At 37.0% G+C, this 21,807-nt stretch carries 16 protein-coding genes; 8 read left to right on the top strand and 8 right to left on the bottom strand.

The window, feature by feature from the left end:
- The first annotated feature begins 123 nt into the window (after positions 1-123).
- Complete coding sequence (locus BN6559_RS04070) at positions 124-1,185, top strand: AbrB family transcriptional regulator (protein ID WP_110953551.1); 1,062 nt, start codon at positions 124-126, stop codon at positions 1,183-1,185.
- Here BN6559_RS04070 and BN6559_RS04065 read toward each other — a convergent pair.
- Positions 1,179-1,871: a YetF domain-containing protein gene (locus BN6559_RS04065; protein WP_110953550.1), complete on the bottom strand. Its 693-nt coding sequence runs from the start codon at positions 1,869-1,871 to the stop codon at positions 1,179-1,181. The two genes, BN6559_RS04070 and BN6559_RS04065, sit on opposite strands and share 7 nt — an antisense overlap.
- Before the next feature lie 300 nt (positions 1,872-2,171).
- Between BN6559_RS04065 and BN6559_RS04060 the strand changes: the two genes are divergently transcribed.
- The gene (locus tag BN6559_RS04060; RefSeq protein ID WP_110953549.1) at positions 2,172-3,551 is read left to right on the top strand and encodes an amino acid permease; all 1,380 of its coding nucleotides are present in this window, start codon (positions 2,172-2,174) and stop codon (positions 3,549-3,551) included.
- A gap of 407 nt (positions 3,552-3,958) precedes the next feature.
- Complete coding sequence (gene nifJ / locus BN6559_RS04055) at positions 3,959-7,474, top strand: pyruvate:ferredoxin (flavodoxin) oxidoreductase (protein ID WP_110953548.1); 3,516 nt, start codon at positions 3,959-3,961, stop codon at positions 7,472-7,474.
- Between the two features lie 289 nt (positions 7,475-7,763).
- On the opposite strand, the gene ccsA is transcribed toward nifJ, so the two are convergent.
- The 7 genes from ccsA to BN6559_RS04020 form a co-directional block, all read right to left on the bottom strand.
- Positions 7,764-9,917: a cytochrome c biogenesis protein CcsA gene (ccsA, locus tag BN6559_RS04050; protein WP_110953547.1), complete on the bottom strand. Its 2,154-nt coding sequence runs from the start codon at positions 9,915-9,917 to the stop codon at positions 7,764-7,766.
- On the bottom strand, positions 9,914-10,291 hold the full coding sequence (locus BN6559_RS04045; RefSeq protein ID WP_110953546.1) for a cytochrome c maturation protein CcmE domain-containing protein: 378 nt from the start codon (positions 10,289-10,291) through the stop codon (positions 9,914-9,916). Before BN6559_RS04045 ends, ccsA begins: the two co-directional genes overlap by 4 nt.
- Positions 10,288-10,935 (bottom strand): cytochrome c biogenesis protein, encoded by a 648-nt coding sequence (locus BN6559_RS04040; protein ID WP_110953545.1) that lies wholly within the window; start codon positions 10,933-10,935, stop codon positions 10,288-10,290. The genes BN6559_RS04045 and BN6559_RS04040 overlap by 4 nt, the downstream gene beginning before the upstream one ends.
- A gap of 13 nt (positions 10,936-10,948) precedes the next feature.
- Positions 10,949-11,626 (bottom strand): heme exporter protein CcmB, encoded by a 678-nt coding sequence (locus BN6559_RS04035; protein ID WP_110953544.1) that lies wholly within the window; start codon positions 11,624-11,626, stop codon positions 10,949-10,951.
- Complete coding sequence (locus tag BN6559_RS04030) at positions 11,592-12,224, bottom strand: ABC transporter ATP-binding protein (protein WP_110953543.1); 633 nt, start codon at positions 12,222-12,224, stop codon at positions 11,592-11,594. Before BN6559_RS04030 ends, BN6559_RS04035 begins: the two co-directional genes overlap by 35 nt.
- Positions 12,225-12,471: 247 nt before the next feature.
- Positions 12,472-12,693, bottom strand: a complete 222-nt coding sequence (locus BN6559_RS04025) for a Sec-independent protein translocase subunit TatA/TatB (protein ID WP_110953542.1) — start codon at positions 12,691-12,693, stop codon at positions 12,472-12,474.
- Between the two features lie 99 nt (positions 12,694-12,792).
- Positions 12,793-13,314: a cytochrome c3 family protein gene (locus BN6559_RS04020; protein WP_110953541.1), complete on the bottom strand. Its 522-nt coding sequence runs from the start codon at positions 13,312-13,314 to the stop codon at positions 12,793-12,795.
- 436 nt (positions 13,315-13,750) lie between these two features.
- Here BN6559_RS04020 and BN6559_RS04015 point away from each other — a divergent pair, with 436 nt between their 5' ends.
- The 5 genes from BN6559_RS04015 (at position 13,751) to BN6559_RS03995 (ending at position 21,741) form a co-directional block, all read left to right on the top strand.
- On the top strand, positions 13,751-15,475 hold the full coding sequence (locus BN6559_RS04015) for an FAD-dependent oxidoreductase (protein ID WP_110953540.1): 1,725 nt from the start codon (positions 13,751-13,753) through the stop codon (positions 15,473-15,475).
- A gap of 33 nt (positions 15,476-15,508) precedes the next feature.
- Positions 15,509-16,729 (top strand): S-layer homology domain-containing protein, encoded by a 1,221-nt coding sequence (locus BN6559_RS04010; protein ID WP_110953539.1) that lies wholly within the window; start codon positions 15,509-15,511, stop codon positions 16,727-16,729.
- 87 nt (positions 16,730-16,816) lie between these two features.
- Entirely contained in the window at positions 16,817-18,118 is a 1,302-nt protein-coding gene (locus tag BN6559_RS04005; RefSeq protein ID WP_110953538.1) for a PucR family transcriptional regulator, read from the top strand.
- Positions 18,119-18,462: 344 nt separating this feature from the next.
- Positions 18,463-20,181: an FAD-dependent oxidoreductase gene (locus BN6559_RS04000; protein WP_110953537.1), complete on the top strand. Its 1,719-nt coding sequence runs from the start codon at positions 18,463-18,465 to the stop codon at positions 20,179-20,181.
- A 114-nt stretch (positions 20,182-20,295) separates the two neighbouring features.
- On the top strand, positions 20,296-21,741 hold the full coding sequence (locus BN6559_RS03995) for an S-layer homology domain-containing protein (RefSeq protein ID WP_199883730.1): 1,446 nt from the start codon (positions 20,296-20,298) through the stop codon (positions 21,739-21,741).
- Positions 21,742-21,807 lie beyond the last annotated feature (66 nt).

Below are 21,807 nucleotides of genomic sequence, written 5' to 3'. Positions count from 1 at the left end.
TTTTGATATTTCTGCCTTCTTATAGGACACAATAGAGTGTAAGGTTTCTGGTTTCGAGTTAGAGTAGAATTAGATGGGCTTTCTATTAAAGCCCGGTCTTTATTTATAGTAGGTGTTGATTTTATGCGTGAATTTTTGAAAACAGCATGTATTTCTGTGATTGCAGGTGCTTTATTTTCAGTTCTTTATATACCATTGCCGTGGACATTAGGCCCTATTGCAGCGATTTCTTTGTATGCGCTAAAAATGAAAAAGCAGGTGTATTGGTCAATTAAAATCCGTAATTTGGCTCTGATTGTGCTGGGGTATGCAATGGGGAGACCTTTTACAGCTGAAACCGGTTATAAAATACTGGAACAACTGCCGTTGATGTTGATTGCTACATTAATTACAGTATCTATAGGCGTTCTTGTTGGGTATATAACTTATAAGAAAACGGGAATTAGTTTGGAAAGTTGCTTGCTCGGTTGTGTACCAGGCGGTCTTTCCCAGATGGTTGTACTTGCAGAGGAGATGGAAAATACCGATCAGACTGCTGTTACGATTATGCAAACGATTCGGATGTTATCCGTTGTTTTTAGTGTACCTTTTCTGACGATCCATTTTATTCACGATGGTGATCCGATGATGGTTGGCGCTGCTTCACAACATATCGTAAGCAGTGGCGAGCATATTTTACTGTATGCTGTTGTTGCCGTTGCCGGGGCATTTCTTGCAAAGTTTATGCGATTGCCAACTGCGTTTTTATTAGGTCCGATTCTGTTTACTGGTGCTTTTATTTTAGCGACGGGCGTTCCGGCGCCTCCAGTACCTTCATATATGATCAGCATTGCGCAGATTTGTGTGGGAACCTATATTGGTGCTAGTATTAATCTTGCGAAACTTAAACAGTATCACGGATTATTATCCAGTCTCTTTTTTGGTGTTGCAGGTGTACTTGTAGTTTCCTTAATAACCGGATATATGGTTGTACAATTAACAGGGATATCCTTTGTAACTGCATTTTTGAGTACGGCACCTGGCGGCTTGGCCGAAATGGGAATCACAGCTCTGCTTGTTGGCGCTGATATTTCGACGATGACAGCGTATCAACTCGTTCGGCTATTATTTATCATGTTGCTATTTCCTCTTATCGTAAAAATGATTCTGAAACTCCGAACGCAAAAAGTAGCTTCAGATCATTGATTTTTCCCTTTGCTTATAAATAGTTTTCCTTTACTGTCAATCACTGCATATAAGACATCGTCTTTATTTTGAATCCCTTGCTTTGCTAGTTCATTTTCTAGCCAGGTGAGGGATATATTATTGCTTGCTAAATGTTCATCAATGACTTCTCCATCCATAATTAACTCTATAGGCAGTGTGGCTTCGTTTGGAGCAAGACCTAGGTCGCTTTTGGTAACAGGTTGTTCTTGGGCTTTCTTTATTATACTAAGACCACCGGTTGTCTCAAGAATCGCAAATTGCACTTCAGTGATATCTAGAACTCCTTGTTCGCGGAGCTGTGCCTTTAGTTCATCGAGATCATAACGTAGTTTTTTCATATTTTCTTTTACCAGCATGCCATTCTCAATGATGAGTGTTGGTTCGCCTTCAATTACTTTGCGGAGGGAGCGATTATTTAGAGTGAGGAATGAAAAAATATAGGTCAGCAGAGCAAATAATACGAGGTCATAAAAATGACTCCAAACTTTGTCCGGCTCTGCCGCTACGATGTTTCCTGCAATAGAGCCAATCGTAATACCATTGATATATTCATAAAACGTGAGTTGTCCGACTTGTGTTTTTCCTAAAAAACGCGTGAAAATCCATAGCGCAATAAAAATGAAACTGGTTTGCCAAGTATCACGAAATAGTTCTTCAAAACCCATGCTTACACCTCGTTTATCGTTCGATTTAACCTTAATATGTGTAAGTGTAAAGAAAAATAGTCAAAATTATGATGAAATAAAAAAGAAATAGAAATGCTTTTGTTCCGTTTTTGAACATAACGATATTGGAATTGTGTAAAGCGTTAATTTGCTTAGAGAAGATGGATATTTTGTCCGAAAAATAATAAAATAATAATGTTTACATTGTAATAAATGTTAACTTGTTAATACAAGAAAGAAGAAACATGTTATAATTTACAATTAAGTGTATATTTATTTCTAGTTTTAGGAGGATTTATTGTGAATGTTTTTCGTACGAAGGGACTTGAAATTTTAAAAAATGAAGCATCTACAACCTCGCTGCATAGATCGCTTGGGGCTCTAGATGTTGTATTGTTAGGTGTAGGTGTCATTATTGGTACCGGTATATTTGTGCTTACGGGGCTTGCCGCTGCAAAATATGCAGGTCCGGCATTGATGTTGTCTTTTGTTATTGCAAGTGTGACTTGTGCTTTTGTAAGCCTAGCTTATGCAGAACTTGCTGCTATGGTACCAGTCTCTGGCAGTGCGTACACGTATACATATGCTGCTTTGGGAGAATTTGTTGCTTGGCTGGTCGGCTGGAATTTAATTTTAGAATATACAGTTGGTGCGAGTGCAGTAGCGGGCGGCTGGTCAGCTTATTTGGTGGGGCTTTTAAAATCGGGCGGTATAGAACTGCCAAAAGCATTGACCGCCGTACCAGCAGAAGGCGGTATTGTTAATTTACCGGCGATGTTGATTACCTTATTTTTAACGTATTTACTTGTGCTTGGTGTGAGAGAAAGTACGACAGTGAATAAGATTTTAGTTGCTGTAAAATTTATTGCTATTTTTACATTCCTTTTATTAGCGGGGCCGAAAGTAGATGTGATGAATTGGACGCCGTTCATGCCGTTTGGTTTTGCGGGCGTTTCTGCAGGTGCTGCAGTTATTTTCTTTGCTTACCTTGGATTTGATGCGGTTGCGACAGCGGCTGAAGAAACAAAAAATCCGAAACGAGATATGCCGATCGGTATTATCGGCTCGTTGATTATTTGTACGATTTTATATATCTCTGTATCTGGCGTTATGACGGGGGTTGTTCATTATAGCGAACTTGACAATGCGGAGCCTGTGGCATATGTATTAAGAGCAATTGGTTATAATTTCGGTTCGGCAATTGTTGGTACAGGTGCAATCGCGGGATTAACTACCGTATTACTTGTTATGATTTATGCGCAAACGAGAGCTTTTTTTGCCATGTCGCGTGATGGATTGATTCCGGCGAGCATTTGTAAAGTGCATGAGAAGTATGGTACACCGCATATTATTACGATGATTGTTGGTTTTTTTATTGCAATTATCAGCGGATTTACACCAATTCATATTGTTGCTGAAATGTGCAGCAGTGGAACTTTATTTGCGTTTGTAATCGCGTCAATTGGTGTTGTTGTTATGCGGCATAAATATCCGGATGCCAATCGACCTTTCAAATGCCCGGCTGTGAACCTAATCGCAGCGCTTGCTATCATTTCTTGCCTTTATGTTATGAGTAATTTATCGGCGATGACTTTGGAACGGTTTTTCATTTGGAGTATCATTGGATCTTTTATCTATTTTCTGTATGGTTATTCACATAGCAAATTAAATCGAAAATAATGTATCGGATGAAATATTTTAAACTTTATCTACATGTTTATGATAAAAATGCTAAAAATGTGAGAAAAACAATTTGTTATAGTTATAAAATTTTGATTGTGAAATAAATATTGATAATATAGATAGGTCGAAATAGCTATGTTATATTTACTTTAAATTTTTTTAGGTGTATAATTAAATCGTATTCATCCGTATAATTTGCATAAAAACACATGGATTTTGTTATAAATTTTCATTTATATGCGCTTGGTTATACGCATGAATTATTTTGTGTATGTAATCGTAATGCTGTTTAAATTTTGCGTTACGTCAGTTACATTAAAAATAGTGTCCCTATGTGTATTTACAGTTTCATTGGCTATACTACGGTGTATAGTAATTTTGTAACTTGAGAGAGGAGCTATGAAATGAGTAAAAAAATGAAAACAATGGATGGTAATGCGGCTGCTGGGTATATTTCTTATGCATTTACAGATGTGGCAGCGATTTATCCAATTACCCCATCGTCACCAATGGCAGAATTCGTTGATGAATTGGCTGCAAAAGGGCAAAAAAATATATTTGGACAAACTGTTAAAGTGATTGAGCTGCAATCAGAAGCTGGGGCATCAGGCGCAGTTCATGGATCACTTCAAGCTGGTGCACTTACTACTACTTATACTGCTTCCCAAGGATTATTATTGATGATTCCGAATATGTATAAAATTGCTGGTGAACTGTTGCCAGGTGTATTTCATGTGAGTGCACGTGCAATTGCAGCAAATTCACTCAATATCTTTGGTGATCATCAAGATGTTATGGCTGCTAGACAAACTGGCTGTGCAATGCTTGCAGAAAGCAGTGTGCAACAAGTAATGGATTTGAGTGCTGTTGCACATTTGGTTGCAATAAAGAGCCGTGTGCCTTTTATCAACTTCTTTGATGGATTTAGAACGTCTCATGAAATTCAAAAAATTGAAGTTTTGGAATATGATGCATTAGAAAAACTATTGGATTGGGATGCTGTCAATGCATTTCGCCGTAGAGCTTTAAATCCAGATCATCCGGTTGTTCGTGGCACAGCGCAAAATCCTGATATCTATTTCCAAGAACGTGAAGCAGTTAATAAATATTATGAAACACTTCCTGCGTTAGTTGAGGAATGTATGGCTGATCTTGCCAAGATTACTGGACGCGAATATCATTTATTTGATTATTATGGTGCAAAAGATGCAGATCGTATGATCATTGCAATGGGATCTGTATGTGAAGCAATCGAAGAAACTGTAGATTACTTAAATGCAAAAGGGGAAAAAGTCGGTGTATTGAATGTACATCTGTATCGTCCTTTTTCTATTGAACATTTCTTTAAATATATACCTAAAACAGTGAAGAAAGTTGCCGTTTTAGACAGAACAAAAGAACCGGGTGCATTAGCTGAACCATTATATCTTGACGTTAAAAATGCTTTCTATACCAGTGAATTACGTCCACAAATCGTTGGCGGACGGTATGCGCTGGGCGGCAAGGACATTACACCAAGTCATATTGTGTCGGTGTTTGAAAACTTAGGTTTAACTGCACCAAAGGACAACTTTACAATCGGTATAGTTGATGATGTTACGTTTACTTCACTTCCAGAAGCAAGCTTTGACATTGATACTACTTCAGAAGGAACAACTGCTTGTAAATTCTGGGGTCTTGGTTCTGATGGTACTGTAGGTGCTAATAAAAGTGCAATTAAGATTATCGGTGATAAAACAGATATGTATGCACAAGCTTATTTCGCATATGACTCGAAAAAATCTGGTGGTATTACCATGTCGCATTTAAGGTTTGGTAAAACACCGATCAAATCTCCATACTTAATTAATAAAGCGGATTTTATTTCTTGTTCACAAGAATCCTATGTAGATAAATATGATTTGCTTGCTGGGTTGAAACCCAATGGAACTTTCTTGCTCAACTCTACTTGGAGTGAAACGGAAATTTCGGAAAAATTACCAGCGAATATGAAACGTTATTTAGCGAAAAATAAAATAAATTTCTATGTTGTAAATGCAGTTGAGATTGCAAAAAAATTAGGCCTTGGCGGTCGTTTTAATATGATTATGCAATCGGCATTCTTTAAATTGGCAAATATCATTCCAATTGATACCGCGGTAGAATATCTGAAAGATGCAGTGGTCAAATCCTATGGAAACAAAGGACAGAACATTGTTGATATGAACCATGGTGCAATTGATAAAGGTATAGAAGCTTTGGTGAAAATTGAAATTCCTGCAAGCTGGGCAGATGCAACAGATGCAGATCAGAACGTAAAAGAAGTTCCTGCGTTTATCAAGGATATTCTTGATCCGATGAATCGCCAAGAAGGTGACAGCCTGCCAGTTAGTGCCTTCGAAGGAATGGAAGACGGTACTTTCCCAGTGGGAACTGCTGCTTATGAAAAACGCGGCATTGCAATCAATGTGCCTGAATGGCAAGTTGAAAATTGTATTCAATGTAATCAATGCTCGTATGTTTGTCCGCATGCTACAATTCGTCCGGTTTTACTCACCGAAGAAGAAGCTGCGAATGCACCGGAAGGGTTTGTTACCAAACCTGCGGTTGGATTAAAAGATGGCAGTAAATATCGCATTGTAGTTTCACCACTTGATTGTGTTGGCTGCGGTAATTGTGCGCAAGTTTGTCCGGCGAAAGAAAAGGCATTGATCATGAAACCGATTGCTACACAGCTTTCGAATGCTCCATATTGGGAGTATGCGATGCAGGTAAGTCCAAAGAAAAATCCAATGAATAAGATGACAGTAAAAGGCAGCCAATTTGAAAAACCTTTGCTTGAATTCTCTGGTGCTTGCGCCGGCTGTGGTGAAACTCCATATGCAAAACTGGTGACGCAGTTATTTGGTGATCGTATGATGATTGCGAATGCTACTGGTTGTTCTTCCATTTGGGGAGCGAGTGCGCCGGCAATTCCGTATACTAAAAATCATAAGGGACAAGGACCTGCTTGGGCAAATTCATTGTTTGAAGATAATGCCGAATTTGGATTAGGTATGCTTCTTGGGACAAATGCAATACGCAATGGTTTAGCAAACGATATGAAGGCAGCGATAGAAGCTGGCGGTATAAGTGAAGAATTAAAGAGTGCCTTTGAAGATTGGATTGAAAATATGGAAGAGGGCACAAATTCTCGCCAGCGTTCAGATGCAATGATTGCATTACTTGAAGCTGAAAAGGCAGGTCATACAGTACTTGGAAGAATTTATGATAATAAAGATTTCCTTGTAAAACGTTCACATTGGATCTTCGGCGGTGATGGTTGGGCCTACGACATTGGGTACGGTGGCTTGGATCATGTATTAGCTTCCGGAGAAGACATCAATGTTTTGGTATTTGATACGGAAGTATATTCAAATACTGGTGGTCAATCTTCTAAATCAACACCGGCTGCAGCAATTGCACAATTTGCAGCGAGCGGTAAAAGAACGAAGAAAAAAGATCTTGGCATGATGGCAATGACCTATGGTTATGTATATGTGGCTCAAATTGCAATGGGTGCCGATAAAAATCAGGCATTGAAAGCGATTGCAGAAGCTGAAAGTTATAAAGGTCCATCTCTTATCATTGCTTATTCCCCATGTATCAATCATGGATTGCGTGTAGGCATGGGCTGTAGTCAATTAGAAACCAAGCGTGCTGTAGAATCTGGTTATTGGTCTATGTATAGATTTAATCCTGCCCTGAAAGACACGGATAAAAATCCATTCATTTTGGATTCAAAACCACCAACGGCTGACTTTAAAGAGTTCTTGATGGGTGAAGTCAGATATTCATCCCTAAAACGTCAATATCCAGATATTGCGGATGCTTTATTTGAAAAGACGGAACAAGACGCGAAAGAAAGACGCGAAGGCTATGAAAAATTAGCCGGTAAATAAATGATGGCATGAGAAAAGGTTAGTGTACTTTGGTGCACTAACCTTTTTCTGTATATAAAATTATAATAAAAATAGAAAAGCACCTGTTAGGGATTACAGGTGCTTTTCAGGGTGTTTTTAGGTTGTCTTCATTTTGTATAATAACAGATTTAGTCAAGAAAACTACACTGATTACTATACTGTGTGTAATATATTATATGTCGTTTACAAAACCTATTTTATAGGAATGCAGCCGATTTGTCTTGGTACGTTTCTACAGTTTTAAAAACATTTTTTTTGTAGACGTATGCTAAGTTTGTTTTATTTGTCCGATTTTTTTCATCGCGGCATAAAGGCACCCAATCGTAATCAGAATGCACCCTAACCATACAAAGCCTATCAGTGGTTTATAACTTATATCGATATCAATCTGTGGTGTTGTGCTTGGCTGGAGTTTTTTTAGTTCTAAACGTACTTGTTTATTGGCCGCATTTACGCCAGTCAGTGATAAACTATATTGATTGTCGAGTATTTCAACTGGTACGGGCTTGAATTGACCGTTATCATGGATCATTTCAAGTATGACTGTTTCAGTCATCGTTTCATTGTTTACTTCAAAAGTTGCATGAACTTTTATATTTTGACTTGTATGATTTCGTTCCATTACGATATCGGTTAAAGTTAGCGTAAGATTATCTTCAGTAACAGAAGTGCCTGTTTTTAGTGTGAGAATGTTGATTTCTTGGTCATGCTTGTGTGCCGGAGCAAAATATACATCACCGGTGAACGTCTTGTATATTCCGGGTTCTCTCGCAGCATCATCGCCAGTGTCAGTGAGCTTAGTTAATGCTTTTATCATTGTATTTTCATTGAGCAGTTCAAAGTTTTGATATTTTTCCCGTTTATCTAAGTTACTAGTTTCACCGAGATACTTTATATTATAGCCAAAAACTGATTGAATCTCGTCGACTTCAAAACTAATGTTTTGATTTTGACTGCCGGCAGAAGAAAGAATGATGCCGATCGTCATGACCGATAGACCGATGTGCGCGATTGTGGCTGCTAAAGAGAGCTGTTTGTAGTGAATTACATGGCTGCTAAATGCTGTGCAGGCCAATAGTATCGCGATGATGCAAAGTGGATGATAAATTTGATAGAAGATGCAAATTACAATAGCAATTACTAGAGGGATTGTTAGATACCAGACGTTACGATAGTTAGGTGTTTCTGTTTGCAGCCATTTTAACATTGGCGTTAATGTAATTAGAGCCAGAATAATGCTGATTAAGGGTAAGGTAGCATTGTTATAAAACTCAATATTTACGTTTTGCGGACTGCCTAAAAATTTGCTGACGAGTGGGGTTGACATACCAACAAGAATGAGCGCAGCCAGCGCTATAAACGCAATTGCACCTGCTGTAATTACGAATTCGCGGCTCTGGAACTTTTGATAAATAGGAGCTGTATAGAGACGTCCCCATTTTAAGGATAATAGTAGTAAAGATACGACAGCCACTAAAATAAATAATGTTGCAATTGTTCCGGCAGTGCCATCTTCACTGAAAGAATGTACGGAAAAATCACTAAGTACGCCACTACGCGTTAAAAAAGTTCCATAAAGTACAAGGAGAAAACTGCAAATTGCCATTAAATAGGTTAATTTAAATGCACCAGGTTTTATCTTCGCTGTAATCAATAAATGAATAAGTGCACAGCTTGTCAGCCAAGGAACAAGGGACGAATTTTCTACTGGATCCCAACCCCAATAACCTCCCCAGCCGAGTGTTTTATATGCCCAATAACCACCGATAAAGATACCTGCGCCTAAAAAACTCCAAGAGAAAAGTGTCCAGGGAAGTGCTTTTTCCATCCATTCTCTATGTTTTTCCGTGATAAGACCGCCTAGTGCATAGGAAAACGGAATTGCCAGTGTTGCATAGCCGATGAAAATAATTGGTGGATGAATTACCATCCAAGGATCTTGTAAAAGTGGATTTAATCCCATGCCGTCTACTGGATGACCCGCTTGAAGCAGAAAAGGATTTTTGATCATGAGCAAAATTGTGAGTACTGCTTGGATGATCATGTAGGCAATAAAAGCGGGTTTGGCCATAGTATTTGATCGCTCAAAATAGAGGCCGATCAGTGCGTGAAGTAACGTCCAAAGTAAAAATGAACCTTCTTGTCCGGCCCAAAATGCGGCAAATTTATAAGCTAAAGGAAGATCCTTAGCAGAAAAACTCCAAACATAACGATATTGAAATTGATCGGTCAAGATAATATAGATAAAAAAAGCACTTGTAAATAGAATAAAAATATTCGAAAGTTGGTAACAAAACGAGCCCAAAGTAAATGTTGAGGTAGATTCTTTTTTTAATCCTTCTTTAGCATATGTACTGATTGAAGAAAAGACGGCAATTGTTACTGTGATCAAGGCTAGAAATAGACTAATGACACCAATCATGGTTTAGGTTCTCCTTTGCGTTCATATTTTGAAGGACATTTCACTAATAGCTTTTCAGCGATAAATTGATCGTTGTTATACTTACCGATTACAACGATACTTTCTGCGTGTTCAAAGTTTTCAGGTTTTATTCCTTTATAGGAAACGAGTATTTTTTCATTCTGTTCACCACGAAGAAAAAATTTTAACTGTTTATTTTCATACGTAATAGAATCGTTATCTTTGTTTAAGGTTCCTTTTATTTGCACAGTGGTATTTAAAGATTTTGCTTCTGCAAAATTTACATAAGGATTCAGTGAATTTGAAAATTGGGAAAGACAATAACCTAGAAATAAGGTAATGAAGATTAGGATGCTAATCTGACGTTTTTTCATATAAATTCGCTACTTTCTTTTAATAAATCTTGTTGTTTTTTGTGGATGAATAAAATGCGGAGAAATAATAAAGTACAGTTGATAAGCGCCGCCAGCAAAACATAAACCATGATCGGATCCATATCAAGTTTTCCAGCCTGATTCATGACTGGTGACGGATGGAGGGAAAAATAGTAACGTGGAATGATAAATACTAAAAAAGGAACAGTTACAAAAGAGAGGAGAGAATATACTGCGGATAATTTTGCCTTAGTTTCTTGATCTTCGATTGAACTTCGAAGAACGGTATAAGCGCCGTAAATCATCAAAAGGATAAAGATCGTAATTTGGCGGGGATCCCAATTCCAGTATGCACCCCAGGTTAGCTTTGCAAAAATAGCACCGCTTATTGTAGCGAATAAGCAAAATATTAAACCCAAATAAGCTGAACGTGCACATAAATGATCATAGGTTAGGTCTTTGGTGTTAAGGTAACGAAGTGCATACCAGGCAGATAGTAAAAATGCAAGAACCGAAACCCATGCAACAGGAATATGAAAAAATGCAATACGGACGAGATAACCTAAACCTTCAGCAGGTGGAACCAAATAAAATACTGCCCAAAGCACACAAAGTGTGTAGAAAGTTAACAAAGAATTCAACATGAAAATAACCTCCTTAGTCATACCAAATATAGTCAAATAAAATAGAAGAGATGCCGATCATGATAAAGTCGTAAGCACCGATAAAAAGTAATTGTTTGCTTCCCTGAAAGCTTGTGTCGTCAATTGCCATTGCAGTTAATTGAATGAGCATTAAAAATAAAGGCAATAAAATTGGAAAGGTTAATACCGTAAATAGAGAACCTTTGCTTTGCGTATGGACTACGAGTGCGGCGGTTAACGTGGAAATGGCTGCCATACCGATATTTCCGAGCAATAAAATAAGGATAAAGAAACTGAAACTGCTTATATCTACGTTGAGTAAAATAATGAATAAAGGTATTAAACAAATTGTCAGACCATTTAACAGTACAATATTATAGATCAGCTTACCGAATAAAATGATTTGGGCTTGTCCGTATAGCTTTAGCGTATGAATTGTACCCGTTTCTTCTTCTTGGATAAAAACGCGCGACATACCAGCCATCGCAGAAAAAAATAAAATGATCCATAAAAGCACGGCGAGGAGCTTTGGTGATAAATGCATGCTGCCGATTGCCATGCTGACACTTGCCAGGGTAGTCAGAGCAAACATGCTTAAAGCACCGACTGCATAGCGTGTACGGTATTCAGTTCGCAATTCCTTATAAAAAACAAGTTTAATTTTTTGTAAGTTTAAATACAGAGTCTGCATAACGTACCTCCAGCGGGTCATTGGTTGCCAGTATGATGGTTTTGTTTTTCTTCAGACCTTGCGCAATGCAACTTTTCACGAGTTTTCTTCCGTCTTCATCAAGATTGGAAGATGGTTCATCAAAGATCCATAAGGGGTGGTCGGATGCAAGTAAAACAGCGAGTTTTAATCTTTGTTTCATCCCGGTGGAAAAGGTCTTTACCGGTTTTTCTTTAACCTCCATCAGACCTACCATTTTTAAAGAATTTTGCAATAATGCATGATCAGAGCATGCTGTCGAGGGCATGATTCCAGTAAAAAATTGTAGGTTTTCCATAGCTGTCAGAGTGTCGTACATATTCATTTCCGGTGATACCATACCAATATATGTGCGATAATCATTCATAGGAATTTGTTTGTTCCCCTTTTTTGGCACAATAGTGCCTGTGGTTGGTTTAATGATACCAGCGATAATTTTTAGTAAAGTAGATTTTCCTGAACCGTTATTGCCAGTAATACAGGTGCAACTACTAGATTCTATTTTACCGACTAGGTTCTGATATAGGATTTTATCTCCATAACGTTTGGTGATGTTTAACAATTCGATCTCAATAGACATCTTTTTCCTCCAATAAAATCAGATAAGACCATTCCTTAAACGGCATGGTCTTATCTGTAACCTACTACTTTAGTGATAAAATGAATGACATGAATAAGCATCATGATTCATTTTTTCTGCTGTATGATATGAATTTATCTGATGACATAACCTGTTTTCATGTTGATGATTTTAAAATAGGTTATGTCTTTGTATCATTTGACTACGGTTAGGATGAATTAAAATTCTTTATATATCGTAGTTATATTTAGGTTTCAGATGTTTTTTTGATTGTTTCAGTAGTAGGAGTAGTGGCTTCCACGATAATTTTCTGTGGTGGCTGTGCTGGTGGAGGCTCATTGATTGCATTGCGAATTTCTCCGATGCTTTTACCAATCGATTTACCAACCTCAGGTAATCTGCCGGGGCCAAAGACAATAAGACCAATGACTGCAATAAGCGCAATTTCAGGCATACCTAAACCGAACATGATCTATGCACTTCCTTTTTTCATAATATGTAAAAATTCATTATCATAATCGTATGAGAAAACTAACGGTTTTTTGTATGAATGATAAATGAAGAAAAATTATTTTTCCCAATTAGACGGCAACTCTTTCATCCATTCAAAGTTATGACATTGTGAACAAGTTGTTTTTGATTTTCTATGCATGCTATGGCAATCAGAGCATACGAGATCACCCATGTGAGAATCGTGCGGATTTTGCTCTCCAAATTGTGTTTTTGCTTTGATTTTTTCAACATCATGGCATTTTAAACACGTATCATTATCTAATTTACGTTTTTCCATAGGATCATCGAAATCATCTGTCACATATGCAATACCTTCTTCAACTTTGTCCGCAATTGATTTTTGATGACAGTCAATACATTTAACACCCGCTTTATTATGCGCATTTGCTAATAAATCGCTATCTTCATAACCAGCGACATAAGGCTCAAGATTATGGCAGCTCGCGCAAAAGGCAGGATTGGCACTTGCTTGTTTCATCGCAAAAGATCCGGCGCCGATCAACACAACTAAGGCAACTGCCGCCACGAGTGGTTTTCGTTTTATGAACTCTACGATTTTTAATAAAAAATTTTTCATAGGAGCATCTCTTCCTTTCTAAATAGATTTTCTTACAGAATGCAGACAAAAAAATTTACTCTGCCTAATTATTTTATAATTAATTACGTTTATTTGCTTTAGCTATATATACAATAATTCGACAAAACTTTTTGTATATATAATTGAAGAAATATATACAAATAGAATTTAGAAAACTTGCAAAAAAATTCTTTATCTAAAGATTTTTATCAACAATAAATTTTAATAATTAAACAATATAAATTTAGAAATTCTGATTTAAAAATTATGATAAAATTAATATCGATTATAGATATCTACAGTAAATGCTAATTCGTTTTGTAGATATCTTTAGTGACTGTTGATTTATTTGGATGATAATATAACAATTGTCGAATGAGGACGAATTTATAAATTATGGACTTATGATTTATTCTAGAGTAGGGGAGAATTTTGTATGCAGTTAGAAAAAGATGCAAATACCGCAAAAGGTGTATCAAGACGTAACTTTTTAAAGAGTAGCGCAGTTACAGTTGCCGGTGTTGTAGGCTCTGGATTTTTATTGACGGCTTGTGGTAAGGGAAGAAAAAATGGTGTAGCCCAAGATGTCGAAGAAGGAACAAAAGCAACAATGAAGGCACCGAACTTCTTAAAAGCACCGGAACCAATTAAAGACAGTGAAATAAAAGAAACATTGGAGGCCGATGTAATTGTTGTTGGCGCCGGAATGTCTGGAATTTGTGCAGCGGCAGCTGCTGCTGAGGAAGGCGCAAAAGTTATCATTATTGAAAAAGGTCCCAATATTAATTTTCGCAGTTATGATTATGGTGCAGTTAATTCAAAACTCCAAGTGCAAGCGGGAAACAGCTTAGATCCTAAAGTGGTGACACGTGAAATTATGCGTTGGGGTGCATACAAAGCAGATCAAAAGGTGGTAAAACTTTTTTCAGAACAAAGTGGTAAGGTGAATGATTGGATTGTTGATAATGCATTAAAGGTTGGGTGTAAAGTAAAATCTGTTTGGACCAAAGAAGAGCAAATTTCTCCTGGTGCAACAATTCCCAATATTCCTACATTATCTTTTGTTTTAGAACCACCGGCTGATGCGGCTGAAAAAACGCCAAAAGGTATGATTGGCGGGAATGGTGTAGTTGCAATGGCCTACACATTGAAAACAACTGCTGAAAAATTAGGTGTTGATTTTAAATTTGAAATGCCGGCAGTCCAGCTTGTTCGCAAAGATAATAAGGATCGTGTAACTGGAGTTATTGCGAAAAATAAGCAAGACCAATATGTAAAATTCAATGCAAAAAAAGCCGTTATTCTTTGTGCGGGAGACTATGGCCATGATAAAGAAATGCTTGGCTACTATATCCCTACATCAGAAAAAATACAAAAGATTATGTATCCTGGTACCTATAATACTGGCGATGGTCATAAAATGGGAATGTGGGTCGGCGCAGGGATGGATGAGGGACCACATGCACCGATGTATTTTGACAATGCGTTACTTGACCCAGATGGAAAAAATGCAGGCAGAATAGATGCCATGGTTCGTCAGCCTTGGCTTAGTGTAAATTTACGCGGTGAACGATATGCCAATGAAGATTTACCGTTTGCATATATATCTAATGCAGTTCGGCAGCAGGCTGGGAATACAAGATGGACAATCTGGGATGATAAATATGAAGATGAAGCACCTAGATTTAAGCAGAGTGCTTGTAAAACTTTAAAATTTCATCATCGTAAAGCAGAGTTAGAAGATTTGGTTCAAAAAGGTATTGTTGTAAAAGCAGATAGCATTGAGGAACTTGCCCAAAAGATGAAAGTTCCAGTAGAGACATTAAAAGTTACAGTTGATAGATACAATGAGTTAGCTAAAAAAGGTGATGACGAAGATTTTGGAAAAGATAAAGTCTATTTGACTACTGTTGAAAAAGCGCCGTTCTATGCTGGTCATATTGGTACAGCATTACTCGTAACTTTAGGCGGTTTAACGATCAATGATAAATTACAAGTATTAGATACAGAAAAAAATGTAATTCCAGGACTTTATGCAGCTGGTAATAATTCTGGCAGCTTTTTTGCCACCGATTATCCAATTGTTGTCACCGGTTGCAGCCATGGACGGGCCTATACTTTTGGTTATTTGTCAGGCAAAAATGCAGTGAAATTAGGGTAAGAATTGATAAAAGTGAATTGGAGAGATCATTTAATGAAGAAAATGCTTATGACAATGGTTACGGCAGCTTTAATGACTGGAGCTTGTGCAGTTACATTTGCTGCAGCAAACCCTTTTACGGATGTTTCAAGAGATCACTGGTCTTTTGATGCCGTTGCAAAATTGGCGCATGAGGGCGTAATCGAAGGTTATGGCGATGCTACTTTCCGTGGCGATGCAAAAATTACGCGTTATGAAATGGCACAAATGGTTGCGAAAGCAATGGCAAAAGAGCATGTAAGCACGGTTGATCAAACTGTTATTAATAAATTGTCTGCAGAATATGCGACTGAATTAAATAATTTGGGTGTACGTGTATCTTCACTTGAAAATAAAGTGGATAATGTAAAATTCAGTGGATTTTATCGTATTCGTGCGGAAAATTTTGAAAAGGCAAATGACATTGATAATACAGTAAAAGGCTATATTGAATTATATACGGATGCACAGGTTAATCAGGAATGGAAAGTTAGAAGCAAAACGAAGATTACGTCGGACTTAAAAGCAGAAGCCGATACCACCAATGAAACAACCAATATGTATGCTGAGGGTAATTTGTTTGGTGCAAAAGCGAAATTAGGTAAGTTTGATACTGTGGATGGCTATGCTTATATTCATGAAGATCCAATGTCCGGTGCACAGTTCAGTTTTGGCAATCGATTAAAAACCGTTCTTTCGGTCGGTAAAATTGAAAATCCAAATAATAATTTTAAAGCGGATTATGCGGCAGGGGAATTTAGCTACAAGCTGAATAAGTCCACCAATTTGACTGGTGGTTACCATTCTTTTCACAGTGTAGAAGCTGGCGGAAAATACGGAAAATTGATTAATTCAGAAAATTATGGTCTGGGTGTAGTCGGCTTTGATACGCTTTTTGCTAAAAATTTACGGTTTGTAGGCTTGTATGCAAAGAGTGATGTAGGAACGACGGTTGGGAATGAGGGCTATTTTACGGAGCTTGATTATAAACGGATGGATATCAATCATCCAGGTTCATTTATGTTTATGCTGAGAAACTTCAAGGTAACCGATGCTACGGCGATTTCTTCACGTTACGAAGCGTACACGCATGGAAATGTAAAAGGTACAGAAGTTGGCGCTATCTATGCGCCGGCTAAAAATGTTGAAGCCGGATTAAAATATTTTTGGGGTGAAGATGTAACGACGAAGAAAGATAAAAATTTCTTCCGTGGTGAAGTTAAGTTCTTCTTCTAAAGCATATATTGCAAACTGGAACGCATTTTAAATGCGTTCTTTTTAATTGATAAAAAAGAATTGCACATGATATAATGATGTAAGTTTATGCAGAATCAAGATGATGGGAAGAAAATTTTTATGGCGAATATTGGAGATAGTGAAAGTTTATTAAAAAAATTAGTTAATCATGGATTAGGTGCGGTCGTTTCTTATATTGCCCAGACAACTAAAAAAACTATTTTGATAGTTGATAATTATGGATATATGCATTATCCAGAAAAATCCCAAGTTATAGTAGATGAAATCATAGAATTATTTTTTGATATACCCGATTTAGAAGAGAATCAGTACTATTATAAGAAATCAGAAGCGACTTTGATTTACCCGGTAGGGCAAGAGGAGCTTAAAGCAGTTGTTATTATTAAAAATGTAAAGCATGAAAACATTCCTTCTATCGTACTAACTTTGAATGAAGCTAAATTAGCCTTGAAGATGTATATCAATTATGAAAATAAGCTCAAAACCAAAATACAATCATTTCAAACAGAAATTTTAGAGAATCTTTTCGTTAAGAATAGTATTAATATTCGGTATATTATAGAAAAAACGGGTATTCAGTTAAATTTAAATCAATATTATGCAGTTCTTCTTATAAAGATCGATGAAGATAATAAACAGGTTAATTATCATAATCTGAAGGCAAATATTTTCGAATATGCGAAGCAAAATAATCTTTTCTTCATACCCCCTATTTATTGGCGCGGGTTTTTTGTTTCAATTTTATCGGGCGTGTATGATGACGATACGTTAGAAATAAAATCTGATTGGCCTAATGCAAAAAACTCAATCATCTGGAAAAATGCTTTTGAAGAAAAATATAATGTAAAAGCTGCAGTAAGTATTGGCGGAGTATATAAATTAAGTGAATTACATAAAAGTTATAATGAAGCAAGAATTGCAATGCATTTTCATCTGTTAAAAGGTGAAGTTAGCTTTGTGCAGCGATTTGTTGATTTAGGTGTATTTGCTGAATTGTTTTCACAAGATATTGATAAATTAAAGAATTTTTGCATGAAAACGATAGAGAAAATTTTGGAATATGATCATGATTTTGATGGAGAATTGCTCGTAACGCTCAGAACACTATTGGACTGTAACTTTAACTGGAAATTGGCGTCTGAGATATTATTTGTTCACGTAAATACACTGCGTTATCGTTATGAGAAAATTGAGCAAATTTTACAGATTGATTTGTCCTTAGCGCAAGAAAGAAGTAATTTATTTATCGCAATCCGTGTAGCGGATATTCTTCATGAACTTGGTTTCTTGCAGCCAATCTTTGTTGGTAATACATTAGATATTTCCAAGGTGAATAATATAAAAAAACAAAGTAAAGCCTTATGGTGAACCCTTTGGTAAGAAAAATTACTGCAAGATGTTTTTCGTAAAGTGGAAATTAAAACTTGTTCATGGAGTGCCTAGACTCTTTTTGGACAGGTTTTTTATTATGATTAAATTTTTATTTATATGAATTACACGATAATATAAGTCAAAATTTGTAGAAAAGAACAATGGTATGATTGCGGCATTAATCATATCATTGTTTTTATTTATTTTTATGGATTCTATCTACAATACATAGACAAAAGATTTACAGCTTTCGTCGATGACTGAACTTTTATGCAGGTGCTAAAATGTAGTTGCTTTAGAAATTATGAAGATAAAATATTTTAATGTTGGAGGTACCATACATGGATAAAGATCTTGAAGTACGAAAAAGTGGAATATCTCGCAGAGGGTTTTTGAAAAACAGTGCATTGTCGGTTGCTGGTGTTGTTGGATCAAGCTTTTTATTAACTGCTTGCGGCAAGGGGAGAAAAGCTGGAGAAGAGAAGACGGATGAAGGAAATAAATTGGTTGCAGGTCAAGAACCTAGTTTTTTAAAGACGCCAACACCGATTAAGGACAGTGACATTAAAGAAACAGTTGAAGCTGATGTGGTCGTAGTCGGTGCAGGCATGGCTGGGCTTTGTGCTGCAATTTCAGCAGCGCAGGAAGGCGCAAAAGTTACATTGATAGAAAAAACACAAAGTGTAAATTTCCGTAGTTATGATTATGGTGCGATTAATGCAAAGGTACAGAAAGAAGCCGGGATCACGATCAATCCTTTGGATGTTACACGAGAAATAATGAAATTTGGCAGTTATAAGCCAGATCAAAAAGTAGTGCAAGAATTTGTAAACAATAGCGGTAAAGTAAATGACTGGCTGCTGGATCTTGCACTTAAAGCTGGATGTACGATTAAGCACATTCATACTGAGGAGGAATTGGTTGCTCCAGTATCTACGCTGCCAACATTCCCAAGCTTGACCTTCGTACTTGAACCGCCAGAAGAAGCAGCAACTAAAATACAAAAAGGTATATATGGTGGTAAAGCAACGATAGCAACAGCATATACGTTGCTTACAACTGCTGAGAAATTAGGTGTTGAGATTCGTTATAAAACACCGGCAGAACAGTTAATTAGAGTAGAAAATAAAGGCAGAGTTCAGGGCGTTATCGGAAAAGCAGAAGATGGTAAGTATATTAAATTTAATGCAAAAAAGGGTGTTATCCTTTGTGCCGGTGATTATGGACATGATGAAGAAATGTTAAAGTATTACGTGCCTACTTCGGAGGCAATTCATAAGATTTCTTATCCGGGCAAATACAATACTGGTGATGGTCAAAAAATGGGCATATGGATAGGCGCGGCGATTGATGAAGGTCCACATTGCGCAATGTATTTTGATAAAGCATTTGTTGATGATCCAAAAGTAAATCCAGATTCTTTGGTTCGACAGCCGTGGCTTGGTGTTAATTTAAAAGGTGAACGCTATGGTAATGAAGATCTGCCGTTTAGTTATCTTTCAAATGCGGTTCGTCAGCAGCCGGGTCATAGCAAGTGGAATATCTGGGATTCTAAGTGGCCGGAAGAAGGCCCTAAGTTTAGACAAACTGCTTGTAAAGAAATGTTAACAGTAGAGCATCATAATCCAAAAGTTATTGAAGAATATATTCAAAAAGGGCTGATAAAAAAAGCGGATACGATCGAGCAGTTGGCAGAATTAACAAAACTTCCTGTAGAAACTTTGAAGAAAACAATAGCCCGGTATAATGAGTTAGCGAAAAAAGGCGTTGATGAAGATTTTGGAAAACCAAATCTTTTCATGACAACAATAGATAAGCCTCCTTTCTATGCCGCTAATATCGGAACATCAATGCTTGTTACGCTCGGCGGGTTACAAATTAATGACAAAATGCAAGTTTTGGATAAAGAGAAAGACATTATTCAAGGACTTTATGCAGCCGGGAATAACTCGGGCAGTTTCTTTGGTGCAGATTACCCTAATTTTGTTCCTGGAAATAGCCATGGACGTGCTTATACATTTGGATATTTATCCGGTAAAAATGTACTGAATCTCAGTTAAATGTAAAGTAGCTACAGATAAACAAGGATAAGACCGTATGCGAAACATCTTAATATTGTGAATTATGTAAGGAATTTATTTGTAGGTAAATAAAGTATTGAGGAGAATATGAGGATGAATAAAAATTTGACAGCCTCAATCGTGGCGATGCTTATTATCGGGTCGTTTGGAGTAACTTTTGCTGCACCAGAAGATTCATTTCGTGATGTGCCAAAAGAGCATTGGGCATATCAGGCTGTACAGGAGCTAGCGAAAGATGGTATTCTTCAAGGCTATAGTGATCATGAATTTAAAGGCGAGCGTCCTCTAACGCGATATGAATTTAGTATGGTTGTAGCAAAAGCCATTGATCAATTTGAAACCGCCGATGAGCACGATAAAGCGATCATTGATAAACTATCAGCAGAATTTGCCGGCGAGTTGAATCGGCTTGGGAAACGTGTAACAGTGGTGGAAAAGAAAACGAATACTTGGATTGAGGGCGAAAGTCGGGTACGCTATTTGCATGATAGTTCCAATACCGGGAAAAGTTTAAAGGGTTCAGATAAATTTGACTTTAGACATCGCATCAGTGTTAAAGGAAATGTTAATGAAAAAATGAGTTATACGGGAAGATTAGTCGTCGAAGATAAATTTGGCGATATGTCTGGGCAAAAAGATGGTTCTAAAGGTTCCGAGGTACGCTTGGATATTGCCAATATAATCATAAAAGATAGTTTTGGTATTGATAAAATTCGTGTGGGCAGAAGTCCAATGGATACCATCGGACACGGATTAATAGGAAAACCAAATAATGTCGATGGTATTTTGCTGGAAAAGAATTTCGGGGATACAAAACTTAAGCTATTTACCGGTGATCCTGAAGTGAATAGCAATGCTGATTATGCAGATGGTTCACTTGGCAATGCACAGCAAATTACTACTGTTGATTTTACGCAAAAATTAAACGATAAAATGAATGTGGGGTTAGGTTACTATTGGTCAGATGCTAGTGCAAATGCAGCTAAAAATGGCACGGGGGATCTAAATATTGATGGGATTGGTGGTAAGGCTTACGATAGTGCGAAAGGTGCCAGCCTTGCTTTCGATTGGAAATTTGGTAAGTATACTTTGATGTCGGATTATATTGTGACGAAATTAGATGGTGTAACACCGGGAAACGGACTATCTGACAACCCTAAAGGATGGGCTGTTCAACTTAGTAATAGCGTGGGCCCAAAAGTTTATTACAATGCAGTAAATTTAGTTGATAAAAGTAAGTCGGGGACAGATGCATGGATGATTGGCTATCGATCAATCGATGCTGGAGCCGTTCCGCATGGCGTTGGTGGATTTAATACGATTGGGGTTGCCTATGTTCCAAACAATCCATACAGTGTATTTACGCATGGGACAGACAATGTAAATGTGTGGAGCTTTGTATATCAAAATGTAGTGCGCAAAAATGTCATTATGACATTAGAATATCAAGATTTTAGAATTAAGGATCAAAGTTTAACAAATCTAACTTCCAAAAAATTGGACAAGACATTTAAAGCGCAATTTGAATTTTGGTATTAATCTTTAAATAGTTCAGATCTATAAGATTTGAACTATTTTTTATTTGTTCATAATTTGTTCATAATT

Origin of the sequence: Massilibacillus massiliensis (assembly GCF_900086705.1) — a bacterium.
GTDB classification, from domain to species: Bacteria; Bacillota; Negativicutes; order FLKF01; family FLKF01; genus Massilibacillus; species Massilibacillus massiliensis.
Note: the sequence above shows the minus strand (reverse complement) of the source record. Positions and strands in the feature narration are given on the sequence as shown.